Genomic DNA, 25740 nt, shown 5'->3' with positions numbered 1-25740 from the left:
ACAACGCCCCAACCGTACGACTACTCCTCTTCCGGCAGCTCTCCGACCCGGTTCTCCCACTTCGTGGAGAGCACGATCGTCGTACGCGTCCGGGAGACGCCCTCGATGCCGCTGAGCCGCCGGATCATCTTCTCCAGCCCGTCCACGTCCGCCGCCCGCACCTTGAGCATGTACGAGTCCTCGCCGGCGATGAACCAGCAGTCCTCGATCTCCGAGAGGTCCTTGAGGCGCTGCGCCACGTCCTCGTGGTCGGTGGCGTCGGACAGTGAGATGCCGATCAGGGCGGTGACGCCGAGGCCGAGCGAGGCGGCGTCGACGGTGGCCCGGTAGCCGGTGATGACACCGGCCGCCTCCAGCCGGTTGATGCGGTCGGTGACGCTGGGTCCCGACAGTCCGACGAGGCGCCCCAGCTCCGCGTAGGAGGCCCGGCCGTTCTCCCTCAGGGCCTGGATGAGCTGCCTGTCCACCGCGTCCATTGCGATCGAAGCCTTCCGCTGAAGTTGTCGTTGAGTCCGATGAGGTTCGGGTGCTGTTCAGCCGTCGTGGCGTGCGCCGCCGCCGAGTTCACCCTGCCAACGGCGGTAGAGGCCGTGCGGCACGCCCGCCGCGTCGAGTACGCGTCCGGCGACGAAGTCCACCAGGTCCTGGATGTGCGTCGCGCCCGCGTAGAAGGCGGGTGAGGCGGGCACGACCGTCGCGCCCGCGTCGTCGAGGGTGACCAGGTGCCGCAGGGTCTGGCCGTTCAGCGGGGTCTCGCGCACGGCCACGATCAGCTTGCGTCCCTCTTTGAGGGTCACGCTCGCCGCCCGCTGCAGCAGGTCCTTCGACAGACCGAGCGCGACCCCGGCCACGCTCGCCGTCGAAGCGGGCACGATGAGCATGCCCCTGGTGGGGTACGACCCCGAGGAGGGCCCGGCGGCCAGGTCGCCGGCGCTCCAGTGCCGGACGGCGTCGATGTCGACGGAGAACGTGTCCGGCTTGCCGTCGGCGCCCCGGGACAGCCATTCCCGCAGGTCGGCCTGCCAGTGCGCGTCCCGGAAGGAGATCCCGGTCTCGTCCAGCAGGGTGAGCCGCGAGGCCCGGGACACCACGAGATCGACGCTCTCGCCGGCGGCGAGAAGGGCCCGCAGCACGGCAGCGGCATACGGGGTGCCGGAGGCCCCGGACACCCCTACGATCCAAGGCGTACGCGGCATCTCGCCTGGCTTGGCTGGGTTCACAACACCGAGCCTATCCGGCGTCGCAGGGTGGGAACCGGCCAAGGGGTGCGGGCCGTTGCACGGAGGGGACGAGCGAGCACTGGGGGTCGCCGTGTCGGGTCCGGAAGCAGGATGGTCACAGAGCGCTCGTGCGCTGGCCGCGGGCAAGCTGATGCTGGCCTGGGTGGCGCTGCTGTGGCTGCTGGAAGTGGTGGACGTGGCCACGGGCCACGCGCTGGACGGCTTCGGTGTCACCCCGCGCGCCCCCTCCGAGCTGGTCGATGTCGTGCCCTCGTCCTTCATCCACTTCGGCTTCGCTCATCTGGCGGCGAACACCGTGCCGCTCCTGGTCCTGGGGTTCCTCGCCGCGCTCACGGGCCTGCGCCGGTTCCTGCTCGTCTGCGCGCTGATCATCGTCGTGGACGGCCTGGGCGTCTGGCTCATAGCCCCGGACCGCACCAACACCGCGGGCGCCTCCGGCGTGATCTTCGGCCTCTTCGGCTTCCTCCTGGTGAGTGGCTTCGTGGAGCGCCGCGCCCTGGGTGTCCTGGCCGGAGTCCTGATCGCCGCGATCTGGGGCGGCTCCATCCTCACGGGCCTGGCCCCGACCCAGGCGGGCGTGAGCTGGCAGGGCCACCTGATAGGGCTGGCGGCGGGTGTGGCGGCGGCGTTCGTCTTCCGCCGCCGCCCGGAACCGAGCCGTGCGCTCACCGCCCCGTGATCAGACGGTCAGGCCCCGAACCAGCAGATCGAGCAGCGCGCACACGAACAGGGCGATCCCGATGAAGCCGTTGACGCTGAAGAACGCGCGGTTCACGCGGGACAGGTCATGGGGGCGGACGATCGAGTGCTCGTACAGGAACGCACCCGCCACGATCAGCAGACCCAGCCAGAAGAAGGCGCCGGCGTCCGTGGCGAGGGCGTACCAGACGAACAGGGCCGTCGTCACCGTGTGGCAGACCCGCGCTCCCCAGATGGCCGCCGGGATGCCGAAGCGTGCCGGGACGGACATGACGCCGATCTCGCGGTCGGTCTCCACGTCCTGACAGGCGTAGATCAGGTCGAAGCCGCCGATCCAGATGCCCACGGCGAGACCGAGGATGACCGCGTCCCATGACCAGGAGCCCGAGATCGCCAGCCAGCCGCCGACCGGGCCCATCGCCTGGGCGAGGCCGAGGATGGCCTGCGGGAAGTTCGTGAACCGCTTGCCGTACGGGTACAGCACCATCGGGATCACCGCGATGGGGGCCAGCGCCAGGCACAGCGGGTTCAGCAGGGCCGCCGCGCCCAGGAACACGGCCAGGGCGATCAGCGCACCCGTCCACGCGTGCTTCACCGACATCGCGCCCGTCACCAGCTCGCGCTGCGCCGTGCGCGGGTTCCTCGCGTCGATCTCCCGGTCGATGATCCGGTTGACCGCCATGGCGAAGGTGCGCAGGCCCACCATGCAGACGGTGACCAGCAGCAGCTTGCCCCAGTGGATGTTCTCGTCCCACTGGAACATCGCCGTGAGCGCGGCGATGTAGGCGAAGGGCAGCGCGAAGACCGAGTGCTCGATCATCACCAGCCGGAGGAAGGCCTTGGTGCGTCCCGGCTGCGGGATCGCGGCGGATGCGGAGCTCACAGACCGTACTCCTTCCAGCGGCGGTCCACCTTCGCCGCGGTCTCCGGATCGGACTCCACCATGTCGGGCCAGCCGCCGTCGCGCGTGTAGCCCTCCTCGGGCCACTTCTTCGTCGCGTCGATACCGGCCTTGCCGCCCCAGAACTGCTGGTAGGAGGCGTGGTCGAGGTGGTCGACCGGCCCCTCCACGATCGACAGGTCGCGGGCGTAGTCCGTGTTGCCCAGCGCCCGCCAGGCGACCTCGTGCAGGTCGTGCACGTCGCAGTCGGAGTCGACGACCACGATCAGCTTGGTCAGGGACATCATGTGCGCGCCCCAGACGGCGTGCATGACCTTCTGCGCGTGCTTCGGGTACTTCTTGTCGATCGAGACGATCGCGCAGTTGTGGAAGCCGCCCGCCTCCGGCAGGTGGTAGTCCACGATGTCCGGCACGATGATCTTCAGCAGCGGCAGGAAGAAGCGTTCCGTCGCCCGCCCCAGGGGCCCGTCCTCCGTCGGGGGCCTGCCCACGACGATCGACTGGAGCAGGGGCCGCTTGCGCATCGTCACGCAGTCGATCTTCAGCGCGGGGAAGGGCTCCTGAGGCGTGTAGAAGCCGGTGTGGTCGCCGAAGGGGCCCTCGGGCAGCATCTCGCCCGGCTCCAGCCAGCCCTCGATCACGACCTCGGCCTGCGCCGGCACCTGGAGCGGCACGGTCTTGCAGTCGACCATCTCGATCCGCTTGCCCGCGAGGAACCCGGCGAACAGGTACTCGTCGATGTCCCCGGGCAGCGGGGCGGTGGAGGCGTACGTCACCGCGGGCGGGCATCCGAAGGCGATCGCGACGGGCAGCCGCTCACCCCTGCGCGCGGCCACCTGGTAGTGGTTCCGGCTGTCCTTGTGGATCTGCCAGTGCATGCCGATGGTGCGCTTGTCGTGCCGCTGGAGCCGGTACAGCCCGAGATTGCGGATGCCGCTCTCCGGGTCCTTGGTGTGGGTCAGTCCCAGGTTGAAGAACGATCCGCCGTCCTTCGGCCAGGTGAAGAGGGCGGGCAGCTGGTCGAGGTCGACGTCGTCCCCGGTGAGGACGACTTCCTGCACGGGGCCGTCCTTCACCTTCTTCGGCGGCACGTGCGTCATCGCGCCGAGCTTGCCGAACGCCTCGCGCACGCCGACGAACCCGTGCGGCAGTTCGGGCTTGAGCAGCCCGCCGATCCGCTCGGAGATCTCGGCGTACGACTTCAGGCCCAGGGCCTTCAGCAGCCGCCGGTCCGTGCCGAACACGTTCATCGCGAGGGGCATGCTCGACCCGCGCACGTTCTCGAAGAGCAGGGCTGGACCGCCGGACTTCTGCACCCGGTCGACGATCTCCCCGACCTCCAGATACGGGTCGACCTCGGCCTTGATGCGCTTGAGGTCACCCTCGCGCTCCAGCGCCCTGAGCAGGGAGCGAAGATCGTCGTAAGCCATGGGGTCCAGTATCCCCGAGCCGCTACCCTGGCCTGGAACCGCCCACCGCTTTCGCTGAGAGGCCGCATGCTCCGGGTACTGATGTTCCTCGTGCCGCTGGCCCTCAGCGTGTACGCGTTCATCGACTGCATCAGCACGAAGGACGACGAGATCCGCCACATGCCCAAGCCGCTGTGGGCGCTCCTCGTCCTGCTGTTTCCGCTCGTGGGGTCGATCTCCTGGCTGATCGCCGGCAAGAAGCGGAGCGCTGCCGCAGGGGGCGGCCGTCCCCGGCAGTGGGTGGCGCCCGACGACAACCCCGACTTTCTGAAGTCCCTCGACGAGGACAAGCGCAAGGACGACGACCCCAGGCCCGACGAGGCCTGAGGGCCGCAGCCGGTCCCGGGGGCGGCGTCAGGTTTGCGTCCGTGTCGCGCGCGTGCGGTATTCGCTCGGGCTGACGCCGTGTTCCTGCGCCCAGGGCGTACCCGAGGAGTGGGTACAGCTGTCCGTCGGCCTGTACGAGTACGTCGGCTCCGGTGGCCTTGCCACACTCAGTGACGGTGTTCAGCGTTCGCTGGGCCGTGCCCCACGGGACTTCGCCGACTACGCCCGGGCCGCTGCCCGGCAGGGGCTCTGGAACGCCTGAGCTCTCCCTCTTCGTTCAGCGGCGAACGCCGGAGAGGAACGCGGACCAGGCGGACCGGGTGACCAGGAGTACCGGTCCGTCAGGGTTCTTGCTGTCGCGGACGGGGACGGTTTCGGGGAAGCCGGGGGCTATTTCTATGCAGTTGCCGCCGTTTTCGCCGCTGTAGCTGCTTTTGATCCAGATCGCCGCGCAGAGTTCGTGCCTCTTCATGCTGCTCGTACCCTTCCATCGCGTCGCTGATCAGGGCGACCGACTCGCGGACGGACAGAGCGTCTGCCCTGAGCACATCATAGGCGTGGCTATGACGTGTGTAGACGGTCGGATCGTCCGTGAAGTGGCCACGATCCAGGGACTCCGAGTACACCCATCGGTGCCCGTCTGGCAGCTCGATCAGAGACATGGAAACGTTGGGCCGCAGGAGGTCCGAGAATCTCGCCGGAGCCACCTGGACACGGACGTTGGGGCGCTGCCCGACGCTCAGCAGATGGGCGCACTGGTCCCGCATGATCGCCGGGCTGCCCACCACGTTACGCAGGCAGCTTTCGTCGAGGACGACGATGTACAGCGGGCCACCCTCCGCCAGGAACCGTCGCTGCCGACTCAGCCGGGCGCGGGCGCGTTCCTCGACCTCATCCCCGCTGGCGACCCGCGCGAACAGCGCGCGGACGTAGTCGCCGGTCTGCAACAAGCCTGGGATAAGACGCTCTTGGTACTCCCGCAGGGAGATGGCCACCTCGTCCATCTCCGCCCGCCGCCGGAACCAATCCGGATGCTCCACCTGCGGATACCAGTCGATCCGCCCCCACAGCCGCGCCAACACCCCACCCGTGCCCAACAGTTCGTCACAGGTCTTGGCGAACGTGTCCTGCGGAACCCTCGTACCGGCCTCCACCCGCGCCACATGCGAACGGTCGCAGGGGATCTGCCTGGCCAGTCCCTCCTGCGTGAGCAGCGCGGCCTCGCGGAAGTGCCGCAGCACCTCCCCGAACACGGCGGCCGTGCTCGCCCCCGACTCCGCTCCGCCGTTCCGTCGGCTCACGGCTTTCCCCTCCGTGACAGTGCACCGGTGTCACACGCCAAGCATTGATCCGGACTGTTCCCGTGCGCAACGCTCGATACACCCAGAGTGACGGAGGTGCGCGAAATGGAACCGGGAACGCTCGTCTACGACCCGCAGACGTGCAAGGTCGGCGAGTACCAGGACAGGACCGGCCCGTATGTGATGCTGCGCCCGGTCGGCGGCGGCCGGGAGTGGCAGGCGGACCCGGCGCGGATCCGCGAGGCGACCCTGGACGAACGGCTCAGCGCGGGCGTCCGCGCACTCAACGACCGTTCCAGTCAGGCGTGGTCGGCCGATCCGCACCAGCCCCCGGCCCCGGTGCCGGGGTGCGCGGCATGCGAGGAGCTGGCGCTCCGGCGGGACAGGGCGCGGGCGGCGTTCGACGCGAGTGCGGTGACGGACGCGAACGTCCTGCTGCGCCAGCACCAGCGCGCGGAGCACGGTGGGGAATCGACCGGTCGCAGGGCCTTCCGGTACGTGCCGTACTCGATCGTGCAGGACGCGTCGGCCCTGCCCGAGTACGAGGCGTGCTGCGTCTCCGGCGAGGAGGAGGACTGCGGGGCGAGTTCGGGTCGGTGTCAGGGGCCCGGCGAGGTCGAGGAGTGGCAGCGCAGGCACACGCAGGAGACGAGGCACCTGCGCTACCGCCGCAGTTTCGCCGACTACGCGGTGCTGGAGAGGCAGGGCTGACACGGCAGCGTCGGCGGCGCTCTCAGCGACTGGAGCGGTGGGGAGGGCTCACCGCAGCCGGGACGACGACAGGATCGACAGCAGATGGGCCGGGACCATCAGCCAGGTGATGAGGGCCAGCGCGCCCAGCGCCCAGCGGGTCGGCTCGATGCCGCCGGTCAGCTGGTCGGCGACGGCCGCGGCGAGGAGGACCAGGGACGCCTCGATGCCGTTCGTCACGCGGTGGATCTTGAAGGCGGCGGCGACGCGGCGGACCGTGGCCACGCCCTGGGAGCGCGGGCGGGTCGCCTCGTCGTCGACGACCGTCAGGCCGCGCCGGGCCCGGGCGACGTCCACGAGGTCGGTGGAGGCCTTCAGCAGGACCACGCCGAGCGCGGTGGCGATGCCGACCGACAGCCAGCCGCCGACGCCCGACTCGGCGGCGCGGTAACCGGCTCCGGCCATGAGTGCCGCGTCGGCGAGGTAGGCGCCGAGACGGTCGACGTAGATGCCGGACGCGCTGTTCTGGCCCTTCCAGCGGGCGACTTCGCCGTCCACGCAGTCGAAGAGGAGGAACAGCTGCATCAGGACGACGGCCAGCACCGCACCCGTCAGGCCCGGGATCATCAGGGCGGCGCCGGACGCCACTCCGCACACCACCATGGTCCAGGTGAGCTGGTCCGGGGTGACGGGGGTGCGCACCAACTGCCGGGTGAACCGCAGGGAGATGCTCCGCATGTACAGCCGGCCCGCCCAGTGCTCGCCGTTGCGGCTCGCCAGCTTCGCCTGCGGCTGGCAGACCTCCCGCAGCTCCTCGAGAACCGGGGCAGCACCCATGACCGTTCCTCCACACCAGGGGACCCGAACGCCGCCCGCGCGGCGATGATCGGGCCAGGTTACAGAGGGGCGGGGTGAGGTCATGGATGAGGTCATGGACCAGGCACAGGCACGCTCATGGCTCACGACCGCCGTCGAGGAGGCCCGGACCGGGCTCGCCGAGGGCGGTATCCCGATCGGTGCCGCGCTGTACGGAGCCGACGGCACCCTGCTGGGCCGCGGCCACAACCGGCGCGTCCAGGACGGCGATCCGTCCCTGCACGCGGAGACCGCGGCCTTCCGCGCGGCCGGGCGGCAGCGCAGCTACCGGGGCACGACGATGGTGACGACCCTGTCCCCCTGCTGGTACTGCTCCGGCCTGGTCCGGCAGTTCGGCATCTCCCGCGTCCTGATCGGCGAGGCGGCGACGTTCCACGGCGGCCACGACTGGCTCGCCGAGCACGGTGTGAAGATCGTGCTGCTGGACGACAGCGAGTGCATCAGCCTGATGCGGGGCTTCATCGCGAGCAACCCGGCTCTGTGGCACGAGGACATCGGCGTCAACTGAGCGCACCTGTCAGCACTCGCATCACCGTTCGGGATGCCATCCGTTCCATTGAAATGTGGCGACACCCGGTGTCGCCGGTAGCGGGTTCGCCATTCCTTTGGTCGGGTCTATCCCACCTGCGAACGGAGACGCCCTGTGCGAATGACTGACATCCAGCGCTGCGAGGTGCGACCTGGGCGACTCGTCGAATGGACGCTCAGCCCGGCGACCGTCGCGACGGCGAAGGCCCTGCCGGAGGACACCAGGCCGCCCGCCTACATCCAGGAGTCCCATCTGCGGACGGCACGGTCCGTGCGCGAGGACGGTCTGTTCGTGCCGACGTGGCTCGGCGCGGCGTTCGACATCCCGGGGCGGGTCGACCTGGACGCGCTCGGCGAGGCGCTGCGCGGCTGGACCCTGCGGCACGAGACCCTGCGCAGCGGCTTCCGCTGGGCGGGCGGGCCCGGCGACTCGATCCGCCGGTTCACGCTCGACGCCGACGCCGTGGCCCTGCACCGCGAGGACGCCGGCGAGTTCACCGACCCGTCGGCCCTGGCCCAGCACCTCCAGGACCGCTTCGACACCACGGCGGACGCGCTGCGCTGGCCGAACCTCATCTACACGGCCGTCGTCCGGGACGACTGCACCAGCGTCTACATGGCCTTCGACCACAGCAACGTCGACGCGTTCTCCATCTACCGCATCCCGGCCGAGATCCACGAGCTGTACACCGGCCACGTCACCGGCCGCACCCCGGATCAGCCCCCGGTCAGCAGCTACGTCGACTTCTGCGAGGCCGAGCGGGCGGACGCGGACCGGATCGACGCGGACCACGAGATCGTCGCCCGCTGGCGGACGTTCATCCACCGCTGCGACGGGCGGCTGCCGAGCTTCCCCATCGACCTCGGACTGGATCCCGGCGGCGGACTGCCGACCCAGAAGCTCATGCGCGAGATGCTGGTGGACGCGGACGCCGCCGCCGCCTTCGAGGCGTACTGCCGGCCTCACGGCGGTTCCCTGGTCGGGCTCCTCGCGGCCACGGCCCTGATCGTCCACGAGATCGGCGGTGAGCCGGTCTACCGGACGGTGGTGCCCTTCCACACCCGGGCGAAGTCCGCGTACTCGGACTCGGTGGGCTGGTACGTCGGCGGCGCGCCGATCGAGGTACCCGTGGCGGAGGCGCCCGACTTCCCCGCCGCCCTGAAGACCGTGCGCGCCGCGCTGCACGCCACCCGGCCGCTGGCCCGCATGCCGCTGGCCCGGGTGCTGCGGCTGCTCGGCGCGGACTTCCGGCCCACGTCCCCTGACATGTACTCCATCGTGTCCTTCGCCGACGCCCGGGGCATCCCGGACTCCGAGCTCTGGACCGAGCGCAACGCCTACGGCCTGATCCGGGTGTCGTACGGCGACCAGGTCTGCGCCTGGGTCACCCGGCTCCACGAGGGCCTGTGGTTCGCGGCCCGCTACCCGGACACCGATGTCGCGCACAAGAACCTGCGGCTGTACACCGACCGGCTGCGCGACATCATCGTGTCGGTCGCGGACCACGCCCCCGCCCCGCGGAGGTGAGTGCCCCGGCGGGTCCTACACGCCCGCGTAGGAGTGCTTGCCGGAGACGAAGATGTTCACGCCGTAGTAGTTGAACAGCCAGCACCCGAAGGCGATGAGGGCCAGGTAGGCGGCCTTGCGGCCCTTCCAGCCGGCGGTGGCGCGGGCGTGCAGGTAGCAGGCGTAGGCGACCCAGGTGATGAAGGACCAGGTCTCCTTCGGGTCCCAGCCCCAGTAGCGGCCCCAGGCGTCACCGGCCCAGATGGCACCCGCGATGATCGTGAACGTCCACAGCGGGAAGACGGCCGCGTTGACGCGGTAGGAGAACTTGTCGAGGGAGGCGGAGGAGGGCAGCCGCTCCAGCACGGACGTCGCGAAGGTGCCGGGCGTTCCGCCGCTCGCGAGCTTGCTCTCGTAGGAGTCCTTGAAGAGGTACAGGATCGTGCCGACCGCGCCGACGTAGAAGACCGCGCCGCAGAAGATCGCCGTCGAGACGTGGATGTACAGCCAGTACGAGTGCAGCGCCGGGACCAGCTGGTCGCTGGCGGTGTACAGGACCGTCACCGCCAGGCCCAGGTCGAGCAGGACCGAGGTGATCAGGAACAGGCCGAGCCAGCGCACGTTCTTCTTCAGGGCCAGCAGCCCGAGGTACACGCCGACCGCGACCGTGGAGAACGTGATGTTGAACTCGTACATGTTGCCCCACGGGGCGCGCTCCACCGACAGGGCGCGGGTCAGGACACCGCCGAACTCGACCAGGAAGGCGAGCACCGTGAGGGAGATGGCGATCCGGCCGTACAGGTCACCCTGCTCGTCCCCGCCGTGCGCCCCGGGGCCGTCCGGCACGTCACGCTGACCGGCGGCGGCCCGCACGGTGACCTTCGGCCGCTCCAGCACGGCGGTGCCGCCGGCCTGGTTCACGGTGACGGCCGGTGCCTTCTTGGCGTCGGGCCGGGTGGTGAGCGCGGCGGCGGTCCGGGCGACCTTGCTGCGGCTGCCGAAGAGCCATTCGGCGATGTACGCGAAGAAAGCCAGGGTGTAGACGGCCATCGCGGAGTAGATCAGCACATTGCTGATCTGCGCGAGGTTTTCGTTGGTGGCGGCGGCGAGAGTCACTTCTCAGCCCCTTCGGCAGGTACGGGGGTTTCGGTACCCGGCTCCTGGTCGGGGTCGGGGGAATCTGCGGGGTCGTCGGGGCCGGGGGCGCCCGGTGCCTGCTCGTAGAGGTCGCCGGCGAGGTGCCCCAGCTCCTCGGGAACCTTGGCGGACTCGCTGCGGCCGAGGCCGGCCATCTCGACGACGGTGACGCCGTCGGCGTCCCTGACCGCTCGCACCCAGACGCGGCGGCGCTGGATGAACAGGGAGGCGGCGAGGCCGCCGATCGCGGCGAGGGCACCGGCGAGGGCCCAGCCGCTGCCGGGCTGCTGGACGACCTGGAAGCCGGCCCACTCCCTGATGTCCTTGCCGAAGGTGACCGAACCGGCGCCGTTCGGGAGCTTCATGGTCTCGCCGGGCTTCAGCAGCTTCTTGAACAGCTTGCCCTTGGAGTCCTTGAACTCCTTCATGTTGGTCCGGTCCATCTGGTACACGCTCTGCGGGATGCCCGAGTCGGCCCCCAGGTCACCGTGGTAGGCGGACAGTGCGAGCAGCGGGCTGTCCAGCGCGGGGAACTGCGACAGCATCGTGCCGCTGGCGGAGCCCCCGAAGGTCGGCACGAAGAACGCGTTGAAGCCGAGCTGTTCCTTCTTGCCCTGGGCGTTGCGGTAGCCGTCGAGGACCTTGACGACACCGGAGGAGGTGACGTTGGCGTCCAGCGGCAGCAGCGGCACGGCGTCGTCGAAGACGACCTTGCCCTTGGCGTCCCGGACGGTGATGACGGGCGCGTAGCCGTGGCTGACGAGGTAGACCTTGGAGTCGCCGATCTCCAGCGGGTGGTTCACCTCGACGGTGTCGTTCTCGTCCTTGCCGTAGGCGCCCGCGCTGTAGGTGATGTCGGCCTGGTAGACGCGCGGGGTGCCCTTGTTGGGGCCGGTGCGCTCGTAGGTGCCGGTGAACTTCTTCAGGTTGAAGCTGAACGGCACCAGATCGTCGGACGTGAAGAGGTTGCCGGACTTGAAGTCGTCGTACTGGGTGAGGGTGTTGGAGAAGCCGTTGCCCTCGACGACGAGCTTGTTGCCCTCGGACTTGTAGAGCTGGCCCCAGGCGAAGGCGGTCAGCATCACGATGAGGGCGATGTGGAAGACGAGGTTGCCCGTCTCGCGCAGGTAGCCCTTCTCGGCGGCGACGGCGTCCCCGGTGAGGTGGGTGCGGAAGCGGCGCTTCTTCAGCAGGGCCAGGGCGGCCCGGTGGACCTGCTCGGGTTCGGCCGTGGTGCGCCAGGTGGTGTGGGCGGGCAGCCGGTTCAGCCGCCGGGGCGCGCCGGGCGGGAGGCCGCGCAGCTGGCCGACGAACTGCCAGGTGCGGGGCACGATGCAGCCGATGAGGGAGACGAACAGCAGGATGTAGATCGCCGAGAACCACACCGAGCTGTAGACGTGGAACATGCCGAGCTTGTCGTAGACGTCCGAGAGGGCCGGGTGGGCCTTGCGGAAGTCGGCGACCTTCGTCTCGTCCTGGCCGGACTGCGGGATGAGCGAGCCGGGGATCGCGCCGAGGGAGAGCAGCAGGAGCAGCAGCAGGGCGACCCGCATGGAGGTCAGCTGCCGCCAGAACCAGCGGATCCAGCCGATGACGCCCAGGGCGGGCAGGTTGGGCGCGTCCTCCTTGGGGGCGGTGGACAGCTGGGATCCGGCGGCGCCCAGCTCCCGGTCCTCGGCGGCGGACGGGGCCGGGTCGGAGGCGGTGGTCTTGCTCATCGATCAGATCCCCACAGTGAAGCCGTCGGACCAGACCTGCATCTCCTGCACGATGCGGTCCCACGCGCCGGTCAGCAGCAGCAGACCGGTCACGATCATCATGGTGCCGCCGACCCGCATCACCCAGACGTAGTGGCGCTTGATCCAGCCGAAGGCTCCGAGGGCCTTGCGGAAGGCGACCGCGGCGAGCACGAAGGGCACGCCCAGGCCCAGACAGTACGCGACGGTCAGGACGGCTCCGCGTCCGGCGCTGCCCTGGTCGGAGGAGAGGGCGAGCACGGAGGCGAGGGTGGGGCCGATGCAGGGTGTCCAGCCTATGCCGAAGAGCGCGCCGAGCAGGGGCGCGCCGGCCAGCCCGGCTACCGGCTTGCGGTGGAGGCGGAACTCGCGCTGGGTGAACCAGGGCATGAGTCCCATGAAGAAGACGCCCATGAGGATCATGAGCACGCCGAGCACCTTGGACAGGACGTCGCTGTGCTCCTGGAGCGTGGCGCCGAAGTAGCCGAACAGCGCCCCGGAGGAGACGAACACCGCGGTGAAGCCGAGCACGAACAGGGAGGCGCCGGCGACCATCCGGCCACGCCGCGCCTCGGCCAGGTCGGTGCCGGCGACCCCGGTGACGTAGGACAGGTAACCGGGGACGAGCGGCAGGACACACGGCGAGAAGAAGGAGACCAGTCCGCCGAGCAGCGCGATGGGAAGGGCCGCCAGCAGGGCGCCCTTGAGCACCGTGCCGTTGGGGTCCGCGACCGCGGCGAGGGTGAGCGCGCTCACGTCACTTCTCCGCGACGACCGGCTTGAGCATCTTCAGCAGCCGTTCCTCGCTGAGCGCGGACAGCGATCGGGCCGCGACCTTGCCGTCCCGGTCGAGGATGAGCGTGGAGGGGATCGCCTGCGGGTTGAGCGTGCCCTTCTTGAAGCGCAGCAGCAGCTTGCCGGTGGGGTCGTAGAGGCTGGGGTAGGTGATGCCCCAGTCCTTCTCGAAGGCGAGGGCCGCGCCGGTGGAGGTGTCCCGGGTGTTGATGCCGACGAACTGCACGCCCTTGCCGGCGTACGCCTTGGAGACCTTCGCGAAGTACTTGGCCTCGGCGCGGCAGGGGTTGCACCAGGAACCCCACACGTTGAGGACGACGACCTTGCCCTTGTAGTCGGCGACGTCGAGGGTCTTGCCGGCGATGGTCTTGCCGGACAGGTCGGGCGCCGGGGTGCGCTTGCCCTGGGCGACCGTGGCGACGCCGTCGGTGCCGGTGACGAAGTTGGTGTTGCCGCCCCCGCCCGAGGTGCCGCCGGAACCGCACGCGGAGACGAGCAGCGCGGTCGCGGCGAGAGCGGCGGTCAGGGCGGCGCTACGGCGGACACGGCGGGTGCGCTCGGCGGCACGGGTCGTGCGGTCCGAGCGCAGGGGGGCGCGGCTGGCGGCACTCATGTGAAAAGTTTCGCATGTCCGTTCCGGGAATCTCGCCCACCCCCCTTGCGGGCGGAAAACCGCATTTCAGGCGGCGTTCTGCGAGGCGTCTCCGCTCGGTGTGGAGGCCGGGCCGGTGAACTCCCGCCAGCCACCGGCCGGCTGCTGCCCGACGCCGAGCGTGCGGAGCCTGTCGAGCACCTCGGGCTTCTGCACGTCGAGCCAGTCGGTGAACTGCCGGAAGGAGACGAGGCGCACATCCGCGCCCTTCTCCTTCTCGCGCGCGATGTGCTGGAAGGCCTCCTCGACGGCGTCCATGTAGATGCCGCCGTTCCACTGCTCGAAGTGGTTGCCGATGAAGAAGGGTGCCCGGTTTGTCTCGTATGCCCTCTTGAATCCCTGGATGTACGCCTGCGCCGACTGCTTCCGCCAGCCCGGGTAGTTGTGGGCCGGGGCCTTCGTGGAGTTGAGGGACTGGTTGGCCAGCATGTTGTAGTCCATCGACAGGACCTCGAAGCCGCGGCCGGGGAAAGGTATCTGCTGCAGGGGCAGGTCCCATATGCCCTGGCGCTTGCGGGGCCAGACCTGGAGGCCGCCCGGCGAGGAGGCGTCGTAGCGCCAGCCGAGCTCGCGGGCGGTGGGCAGCAGGTTGTCCTGGCCGAGCAGGCAGGGCGTACGGCCGCCGACGAGTTCCTTGTCGTAGTCGAACGGCAGCGACGGCAGGTCGGTCCAGCCGGTGTTGGTGCGCCACTCCTTGACGAAGGACTTCGCCTGGTCGATCTCGCTGCGCCACTGCCGCGGCGTCCAGTTCTTGACCGAGCCGTGGGACTCGCCGCAGAAGTGCCCGTTGAAGTGGGTGCCGATCTCGTGGCCTTCCAGCCAGGCGCGGTGGACGTTCTTCAGGGTGTCCTGGACGTGCGCGTCGGTGAGGTAGCCGATGTCGGAGGCGCCGCGCGGGTTGTTCGGCGGGTTGTAGAGGCGCTTCTTCGACTCGGGCAGCAGGTACAGCCCGGACAGGAAGAAGGTCATGCTCGCGCCGTGCTCCTTGGCCAGGTCCAGGAAGCGCGGGAAGAGCCCGTTGCCGACCTCGCCGGCGCCGTCCCAGGAGAACACGACGAACTGCGGCGGGGTCTGACCCGGCTCCAGCGGCTCGGGCCTGCCGGGCTGGTGGGGCTGCTTGCCGGTGTGGGCGGTGGAGCCGTCGCCGATGGGACGGGCGGTGGGCTCGGGCTTGGGCTTCGATCCACCCTGTGCGGAGTCGCCGCCGGAACCGTCAGCGTGGCCCGAGTCGTCCGAGCCCGTGAGGCCGCCGCATCCGGCGAGCGAGACAGCGGCGGCGGCTCCCGCGCCGAGTCCGAGCATTCCCCTGCGGGAGAGAGCGCGCATGGCATCCCCGATTCGTCACGTCGTGCTGGTCACCCGGTCAGAGGTCGTGACGAACGAGGAGGTTCCGCTGATATGCGCAGATTCAGTAACGAAGCAGTCGTAAGCGATCAGAAGGGGGCGAACGAAAGGCGCTCACGCGCCTTCCGAGCGCCCCCTCACCCAGGTTCGCGGACCTACGCTCCGAACGCCTTGTCCTGGCCCTTCACCGGCTTCGCACCCGCGAGGAGATGGGCGGGGACCAGGTCGCGGGCCGGCTCGGTGTAGCCGACGGAGACGATGCGGTCGCCCTGGTACGTGAACGTCGTCAGCGAGGCGAGCGTGCACTGCCGCTTGCGCGGGTCGTGCCAGAGGCGGCGGCGCTCGACGTACGACCGGACGATCCAGATGGGCAGCTGGTGGCTGACCACGACCGCCTCATGCCCGCGGGCCTTGTCCTTCGCCGCGCCCAGCGCGCTCATCATGCGGACGACCTGGTCGACGTACGGCTCGCCCCAGGACGGCCGGAACGGGTTGACCAGGTGCTTCCAGTTGCCGGGCTTGCGCAGCGCCCCGTCCCCGACGCCGAACGTCTTGCCCTGGAAGATGTTGTCGGCCTCGATCAGCCGCTCGTCCGTGGCGAGACCGAGTCCGTGCGCCTTGGCGATCGGCTCGGCCGTCTCCTGCGCCCGCTCCAGCGGCGAGGCGACGACGTGCGTCACATCACGGCCGGCCAGGTGCTCGGCGACCCGGTCGGCCATGCGGCGGCCCAGGTCGGACAGGTGGTAGCCGGGGAGGCGGCCGTAGAGGATGCCGTCGGGGTTGGCCACCTCGCCGTGCCGCATGAGGTGGACGACCGTGATGTCCTCGGCGCCGTGGTCCTGCCGACCGCTCATGCCGTCGCCTCCGCGGCCGCCCGGGCCGCCGCCGGAAGGGCGTCGGCGATCCGCTGCACGGCCCGCTCGTCGTGCGCGGTGGACACGAACCAGGACTCGAAGGAGGACGGCGGCAGGTAGACGCCGTTCGCCAGCAGCGAGTGGAAGAACGCGGTGAAGCGGAAGGACTCCTGCGCCTTGGCGTCCTCGTAGTTCCGCACCGGCCGGTCGGTGAAGAACACGGAGAACATGTTGGAGGCGGTCTGCAGCCGGTGCGCGACGCCCTCCTTGGCCAGCGCCTCGGTGACGAGCCCCTGGATCTCCTTCGACACGGCGTCGACCCTGGCGTACGCGGCGTCGTCGAGGAGCCGCAGCTGGGCGAGCCCGGCGGCGGTGGCGACGGGGTTACCGGAGAGGGTGCCTGCCTGGTAGACGGGCCCGGCGGGGGCGAGGTGGGCCATGACGTCCGCGCGTCCGCCGAAGGCCGCCGCGGGGAAGCCGCCGCCCATGACCTTGCCGAAGGTCATCAGGTCGGGGACCACGCCGTCGACGCCGAACCAACCGGCGCGGCTGGTCCGGAAGCCGGTCATGACCTCGTCGGAGACGTAGAGGGCACCGTTCTCGGCGCACAGGTCCTTCAGGCCCTGGTTGAACCCGGCGGCGGGCGGTACGACGCCCATGTTGCCCGGGGAGGCCTCGGTGATCACGCAGGCGACCTCGCCGGGGTGGGCCCGGAAGGCCTCGCGCACGGCGTCGAGGTCGTTGTACGGCAGGACGATGGTGTCACCGGCCTGGGCGCCGGTGACGCCCGGGGTGTCGGGCAGCGCGAAGGTGGCGACACCGCTGCCGGCCGCGGCGAGCAGCGAGTCGACGTGCCCGTGGTAGCACCCGGCGAACTTGATCACCTTGGTGCGCTGCGTGAACCCGCGCGCGAGCCGGATCGCGGACATGGTCGCCTCGGTCCCGCTGGACACGAGCCGCACCTGCTCCAGCGGCGCGACCCGGGCGGTCATCTCCTCGGCGAGCGCGACCTCGCCCTCACCGGGCGTACCGAAGGACGTGCCGTGGGAGACGGCGTCCTGCACGGCGGCGATGACCTCGGGGTGGGAGTGCCCGAGGATCATGGGCCCCCAGGAGCACACGAGGTCGACGTACTCCCTGCCGTCGGCATCGGTCAGATAGGGGCCGGTGCCGGACACCATGAACCGCGGCGTGCCGCCGACGGCTCGGAAGGCCCGCACCGGTGAGTTCACGCCGCCGGGCGTGACGGCCGCCGCGCGGTCGAAAAGAGCCTGCGAGGCCGGGGCTTCATACGGATATGCCAGTTCACTCATGACCTGCGACTCTCCGACCTTCTCCGACGCTGTCGGGCTCCGGGTGCCAGTGACCTGTTCAGGGTAGGCCAGGGGCGTGGGGTGACGGGGCGTGGGACAACCGGCCCCCCGGCTCCCGTCGTCTGCGAGACTGGACCCTGATACCCACAGCTCAAACGGCCCGGGGTGGTCGCAGGCTGCGGAGATCCTGCGGCCGGATGTTTCGGCGCACGTTTCGGCGGGCGGCCGTGGGGGAGGTCACTGACACGATGATCGGGTTGCGCGGCGGGGGCGACGCGTCCTAGAAAAGCAGTCGGGTGGAGATATGCATCGCGGTGGCGGACTGGGCGAGGGGACTGATGACCTGGGTCCTCGACGTGCCCGGCGGGGCAGGCACCGGCGCGAGGCGGAGGACGCTCAGGAACCGCGTCAGACACAGGGTCGGCCGAGTGAACCGGAGCGGGCCGCCGGACGTACTGAACGTCGGGTGGACGATCTTCGGGCCGGGAGCAGCGGGAATGGTGGTCGGGTGGGGGTGACGTACAAGTACTTCGGCGCGCCCGACGGCGCGACCGCGGCCCGCGTCCCGATCTCGATGCGCCCCGAGGAGCTCGGCGGCGACGAGCTCGGCATGAACGGCATGTTCACGAAGATCAAGCCCGAGACCATGGCGGCCATGGTCCTCACGGGCATCGAAGGCGTCCCCCTGCACAAGGTGCCGCCCCTGGAACTCGTCGTCCTGCACCCCGACTACGCGGTGGTCAAACTCCCCATGACGGTCGTCGACCCCCTGCGCGGCATCGGCGAGGAGGCGGTGGGCGCGGCGGCCTTCATCTGGTCGACGGTCCCGGACCGCGGCGGTCCCCGGGACGCGTTCAACGTCTACCAACTGCTGCACGAGTGGCAGGACTTCTCGCATCGGTTGCACGAGGCGGGGCATCAGCCTTACTGCCTGGTGTGGCCCTGAGCTGGGGTTTCGTGAGGGGCGGGCGGGGTCTTCGGGCCTCGCCCTTTTGCGTGCCGGGGAGGGGCCGTCACGCGGCCAGGGCACATTGGGGAGCAGAATGGGCCGACGGCACCCGTGCCGAGGCCGACGCGATCATCTGGTGCACCGGCTTCCGCCCCGCCCTCTCCCACCTCGCACCGCTGCAACTGCGCGGCCGACGCGGCCACATCGCCACCGCCGGCACCCGGTCCGTGGACGAACCGCGCCTGCACCTGCTCGGCTACGGAGTTGGGACCGGGCCCGCCTCGGCCACCCTCATCGGCGTCGGCCGGACGGCCCGCGAAGCCGCCCAGCAGACCATGACCTTCCGCGCTGAAGGCCGAAGAGCTCCCGGACCAATTACGCGAGCCGACCGCAGTTCCCACCCCACGCTCCGAGGCGCCCCACAACCCTGCTGTCTGATCGCGTCAGTGCCTTTGCGCGGCGCACCCGTCTTGCAAGGTCAGAGAATTGGGCGCAGTCCGTCCAGGGTGACCCGCTACGGTCGCCGCCGCCGGCGCGAGCAGAATCTCCTGCCGCACTGAACATCTCTCCCGGGCCGGTCGGTCGCTGGGCATCGCCAGTTGAACCGCTGCAGCGCAAAGGCGCCCGGGTGCACCCTCTGGGGGTGCACCCGGGCCCGCTTGAGTGTGCGAGGTCAGTGGTAGGCGTGGACGACGGCGTGGCCCTTGCCGCGGCCGATCATCCACTTGTTGACCGGGGTCGTGATCACGAAGGCGACGGCGAAGCCTCCGAGCAGCGCGGTCCAGAACAGGGTGTCGGACAAATGGGCGTCCATCGCGCCGCTGAGGGCGATGACGCCGTTGTCGACGAGTTCCATGATCGCGATGGAGACGGTGTCCGCGGCCAGCGCCACCTTGACGGCGCTCTTGAAGTCCAGGCCCGCCCTGCGGAGGGCGAACAGGGTGAAGGAGTAGCCGAAGACGAACGCCAGGGTGATCGCCAGGACCATGGTGGGCACGTTGCCCCACAGCAGGGCGGTGCCGATGACCATGCCGAGGATCTCGCCGATCGCGCATCCGGTCAGGCAGTGCAGCGTCGCCTTCGCCGCTGTTCCCCAGGACGCGCCGCCATGCCCACCGTGCGTCGGGTGTGCGGCGTGGTCGTGAGCGGTGCTGGTGTGGTGTGCGGTGTGGTCCATGACCGTCATCCCCATTCCCGTCCAGTGTGACCCGTTCCCGTGTCCCACGTCCTAACCATATACCCCTAGGGGGTATTTCCGGGAAGGGGTGGAACGTGACGAGAGTGGGGGTGTGCGGGCCCGCGCCGGCGCTCGACACCCCCACTGCTGGAGTGGGTCAGCTCTTGCCGAGGAGGTCGTTCATCTGGGTGATCTCGGCGGTCTGCGAGGTGATGATGGCGTCGGCCATCTTCTTCGCGTCGGGGAAGGAGCCGTCGGTCTTCTCGGTCTCGGCCATCGCCACCGCGCCTTCGTGGTGCTTGATCATCATCTCCATGAAGGCGGTGTCGAACGCCTTGCCGGATGCCTTCTCCAGTTGGTCCATCTCCTCGCCCGTCATCATCCCGCCCGTGCCGTGGGCGGAGTGGTCCATGGCGCCCTCGGCGGGCACTTCCTCGCCCCACGAGGTCAGCCACCCGGACAGGGTTTTGATCTCCGGGGCCTGGGCCTTCTTGATCTGTGCGGCGAGCTTCTTCACCTCGGCCGACTCGGCGCGGGACGGGGCGAGGCCGGCCATCTCCACTGCCTGGCGGTGGTGGGGGATCATCCCCTGGGCGAAGGTGGTGTCGGCGGCGTTGTGCCGGCCCTGCGAGGCGGAGGCCGAAGCGGATGCAGAGGTCGCGGTGTGGCCGTTGTGCCCGGCCGCGCTGTCGCCGCTGCCGCCGCATGCGGCCAGGACGAGAGCGGCCGTGCCGACGGCGGCCACGGCGGTGCCGCGGCGGATCAGGGAACGCTTGCGGATCATGGTGGTGCAACTCCTTGACGCGCGCCCGTCTCGGGCGCGCGGGATCAGGGGATGAGAGCAGGCGAAAACACGGCGCCCGCAGGGCGTGCGGGGGCGCCGTGCGGGCCGCTCTAGATCCGCAGGAGTTGCAGTTCGGACAGGTCGGGCGGCGCCCGGCCCTGCACGGCCGACGTCGGCGCGGCGATCGGAACACCGGCAGCGGCCCGGGCGTCGGACAGGGCGCCGGCCAAGGCGGGCGGCGCGTATGCGGAGCCGGTACCGGCCGCCGCGCACGTACCGTCGGCGTGTGCGAGGTGCCCGGAGCCGCCATCGGTGTGCGAGCATGCTGCGCCGGCCAGCTCCGTGGCAGGAGCATGGGCCATGGTCATGGCGTGATCGGGTGCCGGCGCTCCGCCGGGAGCCAGTGCGTGCATGCCCAGGAGCCCGGCCAGCACCGTGAGCACCAGCAGCGCGAAAAGCGGCCCAGCGGGGCGGCGGCTCGTTCGACTGCTGGTCATGCCCGCCATCGTACGGATACACACGCAACAGCGTGACGTTGACGGGACCCTCGCGTGCCTGGCTGCTGGCGGGCACGGACTCATCGCGTGAGGCGTCCCGTGCTGAGTAGGCCCACTTGCCCGTGCCACCCTGCCTCGGCCGCCTGCGGCCCCTCCCGTCGCGAAACTCTTCGTCGTGGGCTGTCGGTGTTACGCCCCGCCTCCGGTCTCGGGTACCGGTGCGCCCGGGGGTGTGAAGGCGGCGAGCACCGTGGCGGTGATGTGGTCGGCGGCATGCTCGGAGGTGAGGCGGCCGGCGCGGATTTCCTCTGCCGCGCTGTGCATGACCGTGTGCAGGACATTGACCATCCAGGCGATCGGCAGGTCCGTACGGAAGGCTCCCCCGGCGCGGCCTCGGGCGACCAGCGTCTCGACCCGGGCGGCGGGCCCGGCATGCAGCTCGCGGATGCGCCCTGCGGACAGCTCCCGTTGCGCGGCGGCGAGCAGGGCGCGCGCCTGGTCCACCAGGTGCCAGCCGGCCTCGATGTACCGGGCCAGGGCGAGCAGCGGGTCGCCGGTCAGGTCGATCGCGTCCAGTACCTCGTTGCCCCGGTCGATGGCGCGGCTCATCGCCGCGTCGACGACCTCTGCCCGGGAGTTGAAGTGCGCATAAAGCGTCACCCGGCCCACGCCCGCGGCCCGCGCGATCTCGCTCAGGCTCGCCTCCGGGTTGCGTCCGAGGCATTCGGCCGCGGCCTGCACGATCGCGTCGATGCTGCGCAGAGCGTCGGCGCGCTTGGTCGCCGTGGAGTTCTTGCTGCCCATGCGCCCACCATACCCCAGCAAGTCGTACAGCCCTGTTTGGCTTATACCCCCCGGGCGTATAACGTGAACAGTGTTGTACGACTTAGCGAGCTAGGGGTGAGCGTCATGAGCGACACGGAGACCACCACCACACGCGCACCGGATGCACCGCATCCGCTGCGCTGGACAGCCCTGGGACTGCTGGGGCTGGCCCAGCTGATGCTGATCCTCGACATCACCGTCGTCGCGATCGCCCTGCCTGACATGGGCGTGGAACTGAACCTGGGCCGTGCGGCCTTGACCTGGGTGGTCAGCGGATACGCCCTCACGTTCGGCAGCCTGATGCTGCTCGGCGGCCGTGCCGCAGACCTGTTCGGCCCGAAACGGGTCGTCCTGGCCGGGCTCGCCGTGTTCACCGCCGCGTCCCTGGCCGCCGGACTCGCCACCGGCGCCCCGCTGCTGCTCGCCGCACGAATCGCCCAAGGGGTGGGCGCCGCGATGCTCTCACCCGCCGCTCTGTCCGTGGTGGTGCGGCTGTTCGACGGCAACGAGCGCAACCGCGCGCTGGGCATCTGGTCGGCGCTCGGCGGCGGGGGCGCCGCCCTCGGCGTACTGCTGGGCGGGCTGATCACGGCAGGTCCGGGCTGGGCATGGGTCTTCTTCGTCAACGTCCCCGTCGGCCTGGGCGTCCTCGTCTCGCTCGCCCGGATCCTGCCGAGCCTGCCCCGCGCGGCCAGCGGTTCCCTCGACGTACCCGGCGCTGCTCTGGTCGCCGCTGCGACGGGCGCCCTCATCTACGCGCTGATCCGTGCCGGCGACCACGGCTGGCTGAACATCGTCACCGTTGCTCTGGTCGCCGCGTCGGCAGCCGCCTACGCGGCTTTCGCCCTCTGGCAGCGCCGGGCGGCGGCACCGCTGATGGATCTGCGTCTGCTGGGCCGGCGCCCGGTGGTGGCGGGCACCTTCGTGATCGCTGTGACGACGGCGCTGATGGTGGGGGCCTTCTTCCTCGGCTCCTTCTACCTCCAGAACCGCCAGGGCCACAGTGCCCTGATCACGGGCGTGCTGTTCTTGCCGGTGGCGCTGCTGACCATGGCCGCCGCAGCAGCCTCCGGCCGCGTGATCGGCCGTCTGGGAGCACGGCTGCTGGCTGTGCTCGCCCTGGCCATCGCGGCCGCCGGGTTCCTAGTTCCGGTCCTGTGGTCCGGAACGACCGCGATGGTCATCGGCGTGAGCGTCGCCGCGGCGGGACTGGGCGCCCTGTTCGTCGTCGCCTCCGCCACCGCACTCGCCAGCGTCGCTCCCCACGAGGCCGGTGTGGCGTCGGGCCTCGTCAGCACCTTCCACGAGTTCGGCGCCTCGGCCGGCGCCGCGGCCGTCTCCAGCGCCGCCGCCACGAGCATCGCCGCCCACGCCAGCGCACAGAGCGCCTCCGGCTTCGACGACGCGTTCCTCGTCGCCACCAGCATTGCTGCGGTTTCCGCCGTCATCGTCATGTGGCTGATCCCCGCCAAGCAGCAGTAGGCCCACGCCCAAGGCCGGCACAGCCGCAGCCGTAGACCCGCCCCATGCACCCCTGTCGGCCACGGCACCGCAGCGATCCCACCCACAGCGGAACGGGCGTACCGCACGCCCTCAAAGTGCTCATGGAGGCACTCGATGAAGCAAGGCAAACGCCGACTGCTGACAGCCGGAATCGCAGCGGCAAGCGTCGGCGCGGCACTGGGCATAGCTCTCCTGATCAGCAGCACGCAGCAAGAGGGTGACAACGGGAAGACCGGTCGGCAGGAAGCGGTCGCCGAGCGCGGCCGGACCGTGATGCCCTTCGACCTCGAAGAGACCACCCATCACTTCACCCCGACCAAGGCGGGCGGCGTCCAGGACGTTGTCGCCGACCAGCCCGACGACGCCACGCAGGTCAACCTCATACGCACCCACCTCCAGCAGGAGGCAAAGGCGTTCAGCCAGGGAGACTTCGGCGACCCCGCCCAGATACACGGCGCCAGCATGCCGGGCCTGGCGGAACTGGAAGACGGCTACAAACGCATCGAGGTGCACTACCGGGAACGTGTCGACGGCGCCACCCTCACCTACACCACCGAAGAACCCACCCTGGTCGACGCCCTGCACGCCTGGTTCGAAGCACAGCTCAGCGACCACGGCGATCACGCCGAATCCGGCCACTGACCTACGGCACGAGCACCGCGGAGGACCATCAGGCGCACACCTCACGATCGGAGTGGATGACTTGTACGACCCGTACGAACTGAGCGTGGGCGTACCCTCCGCCCACGTCTTCCGCCGCCTGCGCACCGATGCCGGCCTCTCGGACAAAAGCCCGGAAGCGGTCGCGCTCGCCCTGCCCAACACCTGGCACGCGGTGGTCGTCCACCACGAGGGAGAACCCGTCGGCATGGGGCGGGTCATCGGGGACGGCGGTACGGCGTTCCAGATCGTCGACGTCTGCGTCCACCCCGCACACCAAGGACGCGGCCTCGGCAAGCGCATCATGGCCGCCCTCACCGAGGAACTGGAGCGCCGGGCACCCGCCACCGCCTACGTCTCCCTGATCGCCGACGGCCCCGCCCGCTCCCTCTACGAGAAGTTCGGCTTCGCCGACACCGCCGCGCACGACTCGATCGGCATGTACCGCGTGCTGGGCGCAGGCTCAGGGTTCAGAGGATCACGAGGGGGCCGATAGGCGGAACGTGATGTGGGCGAACACCGCGTCCACCGAGGCGCCCGGTTTCGTCGGCCAGCCCACGCCGGGCAGCCTTCGGCAGTACGGATGACATGGATCCGATGTCGACACCCGGACGAACGCCAGCCCGGGCCCGATGTGCGAGTCAACGAATGTCTTCATGTTGACATTGAGGCATCGCCTCAGTCACCCTGCTCCGGTCACCGAGTCCGCTCGAAAGGACCGCCGATGTCTCGCCGACCCGCTGTTCACCTGGCCATCCCGGTCGACGACCTGGTCGCAGCCCGCAGCTTTTACGGAGAGGTACTGGGCCTGCCCGAGGGGCGGAGCACCGACCACTGGGTGGACTGGAACCTCGAGGGTCACCAGCTGGTGACCCACTTGGTGCCGACCGCGCCGCAGCCGGCCGGCACCAGCCTGGTGGGACAGCACCCGGTGCCGATCCCGCACTTCGGCCTGCTGCTGGACGAGCAGCACTTTCACCGGCTCGCCGAGCGGCTGCGAGCCGCCGGGCTGCGATTCGACATCGAGCCGCATCGCCGTTTTCCCGGCGAGCCCGGCGAGCAGTGGACCATGTTCTTCCGTGACCCCGCGGGCAACGCTCTGGAGTTCAAGGCCTTCCGTGACGAGTCGATGGTGTTCGCCCGATGAGGGGCGTACTGGTCACCGGCGGATCGCGCGGCATCGGCCGCGCCGTCGCGATGGCCTTCGCCGCAGGCGGTGACCGGGTCGCGGTGCAGTACGCCGGCCGCCGTGCGGACGCCGAAGAGACTCTGCGGCAACTGCCCGGCGCCGGACACACGCTGCTCCAGGCCGACTTGGGCGAACCCGGCGCGGCCGAGCGAGCAGTGGCCGAGGCGGTAGCCGCACTCGGCACAGTGGACGTGCTGGTGAACAACGCGGCCGTGGCGCCCACGTCGGAGACCCGGCATCCGATCGCACAGACGCCGCTGGCGCACTGGCAGCGGGCCTGGCGGCGGATGGTGGACGTCAACCTCCTCGGAGCAGCCGACCTGTGCTGGGCCATGGCCCACCACCTCATCGAACGAGGCGCCGGCGGCGCCATCGTGAACGTCGGCTCACGCGGCGCGTTCCGCGGGGAACCGGACTTCCCGGCCTATGGCGCGACCAAGGCCGCGCTGCACGCTCTCGGCCAGTCACTGGCAGTGGCACTGGCCCCGCACAGCATCGCGGTCACCTCCGTCGCGCCGGGATTCGTTGCCACTGAGCGGCAGACGGCCAAACTGTCCGGCCCCGAGGGCGAGCGCCTGAGGGCGGAGAGCCCGTTCGGCAGGGTGGGCACCCCGGCAGAGATCGCTGCCGCCGTGCACTTCCTGGCGTCCCCGGCAGCGGCATGGGCGTCGGGAACCGTCGTCGACCTCAACGGCGCGTCCTACTTGCGTACCTGACTCCACCGCAGCCTCGGGTCCAGGCCTGCGAACCGCGTCGGGCTTCTGCGGAGGGACCAGGGCCTGGCCG

General features: G+C 70.2%; 30 protein-coding genes and 1 pseudogene. 13 read left to right on the top strand and 18 right to left on the bottom strand.

Going from position 1 to position 25740, the window contains the following annotated elements; all coding sequences use genetic code 11:
- Positions 1–20 precede the first annotated feature (20 nt).
- On the bottom strand, positions 21–476 hold the full coding sequence (locus IO24_RS0129880; protein ID WP_031141000.1) for an Lrp/AsnC family transcriptional regulator: 456 nt from the start codon (positions 474–476) through the stop codon (positions 21–23).
- A gap of 57 nt (positions 477–533) precedes the next feature.
- Positions 534–1196 carry a UbiX family flavin prenyltransferase gene (locus IO24_RS0129875; protein ID WP_031140998.1) on the bottom strand — a complete coding sequence of 221 codons (663 nt, stop codon included), beginning with the start codon at positions 1194–1196 and terminating at the stop codon, positions 534–536.
- Positions 1197–1371: 175 nt separating this feature from the next.
- Between IO24_RS0129875 and IO24_RS0129870 the strand changes: the two genes are divergently transcribed.
- Entirely contained in the window at positions 1372–1920 is a 549-nt protein-coding gene (locus IO24_RS0129870) for a rhomboid family intramembrane serine protease (protein WP_107063053.1), read from the top strand.
- Here IO24_RS0129870 and mqnP read toward each other — a convergent pair whose 3' ends face one another.
- Complete coding sequence (gene mqnP / locus IO24_RS0129865) at positions 1921–2823, bottom strand: menaquinone biosynthesis prenyltransferase MqnP (RefSeq protein WP_031140995.1); 903 nt, start codon at positions 2821–2823, stop codon at positions 1921–1923.
- Positions 2820–4271, bottom strand: coding sequence for a menaquinone biosynthesis decarboxylase (locus tag IO24_RS0129860; protein ID WP_031140993.1), 1452 nt, complete (start codon positions 4269–4271; stop codon positions 2820–2822). The genes mqnP and IO24_RS0129860 overlap by 4 nt, the downstream gene beginning before the upstream one ends.
- A gap of 66 nt (positions 4272–4337) precedes the next feature.
- On the opposite strand from IO24_RS0129860, the gene IO24_RS0129855 reads away from it, so the two are divergent.
- Positions 4338–4637, top strand: coding sequence for a PLD nuclease N-terminal domain-containing protein (locus tag IO24_RS0129855; RefSeq protein WP_031140991.1), 300 nt, complete (start codon positions 4338–4340; stop codon positions 4635–4637).
- Between the two features lie 52 nt (positions 4638–4689).
- Entirely contained in the window at positions 4690–4899 is a 210-nt protein-coding gene (locus IO24_RS46050) for a hypothetical protein (protein ID WP_031140988.1), read from the top strand.
- A gap of 15 nt (positions 4900–4914) precedes the next feature.
- On the opposite strand, the gene IO24_RS46720 is transcribed toward IO24_RS46050, so the two are convergent.
- A complete protein-coding gene (locus IO24_RS46720; RefSeq protein WP_244310226.1) occupies positions 4915–5031 on the bottom strand; it encodes a DUF397 domain-containing protein in 117 nt (38 codons plus the stop codon).
- A complete protein-coding gene (locus tag IO24_RS0129845; protein WP_031140985.1) occupies positions 4979–5938 on the bottom strand; it encodes a helix-turn-helix domain-containing protein in 960 nt (319 codons plus the stop codon). The genes IO24_RS46720 and IO24_RS0129845 overlap by 53 nt, the downstream gene beginning before the upstream one ends.
- A gap of 105 nt (positions 5939–6043) precedes the next feature.
- On the opposite strand from IO24_RS0129845, the gene IO24_RS47420 reads away from it, so the two are divergent.
- Positions 6044–6649, top strand: a complete 606-nt coding sequence (locus IO24_RS47420; protein WP_031140983.1) for a DUF7848 domain-containing protein — start codon at positions 6044–6046, stop codon at positions 6647–6649.
- Positions 6650–6697: 48 nt separating this feature from the next.
- Here IO24_RS47420 and IO24_RS0129835 read toward each other — a convergent pair whose 3' ends face one another.
- Positions 6698–7465 (bottom strand): CDP-alcohol phosphatidyltransferase family protein, encoded by a 768-nt coding sequence (locus IO24_RS0129835; protein ID WP_031140981.1) that lies wholly within the window; start codon positions 7463–7465, stop codon positions 6698–6700.
- A gap of 94 nt (positions 7466–7559) precedes the next feature.
- On the opposite strand from IO24_RS0129835, the gene IO24_RS0129830 reads away from it, so the two are divergent.
- Both IO24_RS0129830 and IO24_RS0129825 read left to right on the top strand, forming a co-directional pair.
- On the top strand, positions 7560–8012 hold the full coding sequence (locus IO24_RS0129830; protein WP_234335335.1) for a nucleoside deaminase: 453 nt from the start codon (positions 7560–7562) through the stop codon (positions 8010–8012).
- Between the two features lie 135 nt (positions 8013–8147).
- A complete protein-coding gene (locus IO24_RS0129825) occupies positions 8148–9560 on the top strand; it encodes a condensation domain-containing protein (protein ID WP_031140977.1) in 1413 nt (470 codons plus the stop codon).
- Positions 9561–9575: 15 nt separating this feature from the next.
- Here IO24_RS0129825 and ccsB read toward each other — a convergent pair whose 3' ends face one another.
- From ccsB to hemL, 7 genes are all read right to left on the bottom strand, one after another.
- A complete protein-coding gene (ccsB, locus tag IO24_RS0129820) occupies positions 9576–10655 on the bottom strand; it encodes a c-type cytochrome biogenesis protein CcsB (RefSeq protein ID WP_031140976.1) in 1080 nt (359 codons plus the stop codon).
- A complete protein-coding gene (gene resB, locus IO24_RS0129815; protein ID WP_031140975.1) occupies positions 10652–12394 on the bottom strand; it encodes a cytochrome c biogenesis protein ResB in 1743 nt (580 codons plus the stop codon). Before resB ends, ccsB begins: the two co-directional genes overlap by 4 nt.
- A 3-nt stretch (positions 12395–12397) precedes the next feature.
- Positions 12398–13168, bottom strand: coding sequence for a cytochrome c biogenesis CcdA family protein (locus IO24_RS0129810; RefSeq protein ID WP_031140974.1), 771 nt, complete (start codon positions 13166–13168; stop codon positions 12398–12400).
- A gap of 1 nt (position 13169) precedes the next feature.
- Positions 13170–13820, bottom strand: a complete 651-nt coding sequence (locus tag IO24_RS0129805; RefSeq protein ID WP_031140973.1) for a TlpA family protein disulfide reductase — start codon at positions 13818–13820, stop codon at positions 13170–13172.
- Between the two features lie 66 nt (positions 13821–13886).
- Positions 13887–15185, bottom strand: coding sequence for a polysaccharide deacetylase family protein (locus tag IO24_RS0129800; protein ID WP_031140972.1), 1299 nt, complete (start codon positions 15183–15185; stop codon positions 13887–13889).
- A 173-nt stretch (positions 15186–15358) separates the two neighbouring features.
- Positions 15359–16057: a histidine phosphatase family protein gene (locus tag IO24_RS0129795; RefSeq protein WP_031140971.1), complete on the bottom strand. Its 699-nt coding sequence runs from the start codon at positions 16055–16057 to the stop codon at positions 15359–15361.
- Positions 16054–17370, bottom strand: coding sequence for a glutamate-1-semialdehyde 2,1-aminomutase (hemL, locus tag IO24_RS0129790; protein ID WP_031140969.1), 1317 nt, complete (start codon positions 17368–17370; stop codon positions 16054–16056). The genes IO24_RS0129795 and hemL overlap by 4 nt, the downstream gene beginning before the upstream one ends.
- A 508-nt stretch (positions 17371–17878) precedes the next feature.
- Here hemL and IO24_RS0129780 point away from each other — a divergent pair.
- Positions 17879–18316: a hypothetical protein gene (locus IO24_RS0129780; RefSeq protein WP_003974483.1), complete on the top strand. Its 438-nt coding sequence runs from the start codon at positions 17879–17881 to the stop codon at positions 18314–18316.
- A gap of 89 nt (positions 18317–18405) precedes the next feature.
- Positions 18406–18651, top strand: a pseudogene (locus IO24_RS46710) (pyridine nucleotide-disulfide oxidoreductase); the annotation flags it as partial.
- Between the two features lie 341 nt (positions 18652–18992).
- On the opposite strand, the gene IO24_RS0129775 reads toward IO24_RS46710, so the two are convergent.
- The 4 genes from IO24_RS0129775 to IO24_RS0129760 form a co-directional block, all read right to left on the bottom strand.
- Positions 18993–19496, bottom strand: coding sequence for a DUF4396 domain-containing protein (locus IO24_RS0129775; protein ID WP_031140964.1), 504 nt, complete (start codon positions 19494–19496; stop codon positions 18993–18995).
- 157 nt (positions 19497–19653) lie between these two features.
- Positions 19654–20280, bottom strand: coding sequence for a DUF305 domain-containing protein (locus IO24_RS0129770; protein ID WP_031140962.1), 627 nt, complete (start codon positions 20278–20280; stop codon positions 19654–19656).
- A 110-nt stretch (positions 20281–20390) separates the two neighbouring features.
- Positions 20391–20777 (bottom strand): DUF6153 family protein, encoded by a 387-nt coding sequence (locus IO24_RS0129765; protein WP_031140960.1) that lies wholly within the window; start codon positions 20775–20777, stop codon positions 20391–20393.
- 189 nt (positions 20778–20966) lie between these two features.
- Positions 20967–21581: a TetR/AcrR family transcriptional regulator gene (locus tag IO24_RS0129760; RefSeq protein ID WP_031140958.1), complete on the bottom strand. Its 615-nt coding sequence runs from the start codon at positions 21579–21581 to the stop codon at positions 20967–20969.
- 105 nt (positions 21582–21686) lie between these two features.
- Here IO24_RS0129760 and IO24_RS0129755 point away from each other — a divergent pair, with 105 nt between their 5' ends.
- The 5 genes from IO24_RS0129755 to IO24_RS0129735 all read left to right on the top strand — a co-directional run bounded on the left by IO24_RS0129755 (position 21687) and on the right by IO24_RS0129735 (position 25670).
- Positions 21687–23084 carry an MFS transporter gene (locus tag IO24_RS0129755; RefSeq protein ID WP_031140955.1) on the top strand — a complete coding sequence of 466 codons (1398 nt, stop codon included), beginning with the start codon at positions 21687–21689 and terminating at the stop codon, positions 23082–23084.
- Positions 23085–23219: 135 nt separating this feature from the next.
- Entirely contained in the window at positions 23220–23747 is a 528-nt protein-coding gene (locus IO24_RS0129750) for a hypothetical protein (RefSeq protein ID WP_031140953.1), read from the top strand.
- 52 nt (positions 23748–23799) lie between these two features.
- On the top strand, positions 23800–24261 hold the full coding sequence (locus IO24_RS0129745; protein WP_031140950.1) for a GNAT family N-acetyltransferase: 462 nt from the start codon (positions 23800–23802) through the stop codon (positions 24259–24261).
- A gap of 228 nt (positions 24262–24489) precedes the next feature.
- Positions 24490–24912, top strand: coding sequence for a VOC family protein (locus IO24_RS0129740; RefSeq protein ID WP_031140948.1), 423 nt, complete (start codon positions 24490–24492; stop codon positions 24910–24912).
- Positions 24909–25670, top strand: a complete 762-nt coding sequence (locus IO24_RS0129735) for an SDR family NAD(P)-dependent oxidoreductase (protein ID WP_031140946.1) — start codon at positions 24909–24911, stop codon at positions 25668–25670. Before IO24_RS0129740 ends, IO24_RS0129735 begins: the two co-directional genes overlap by 4 nt.
- Positions 25671–25740: the final 70 nt, after the last annotated feature.

The sequence above is a fragment of the Streptomyces flavovariabilis genome (assembly GCF_000725785.1).
Classification (GTDB): domain Bacteria; phylum Actinomycetota; class Actinomycetes; order Streptomycetales; family Streptomycetaceae; genus Streptomyces; species Streptomyces hawaiiensis.
The sequence above is the reverse complement of the archived record's forward strand: the minus strand, read 5'-3'. Positions and strand labels throughout refer to the sequence as shown.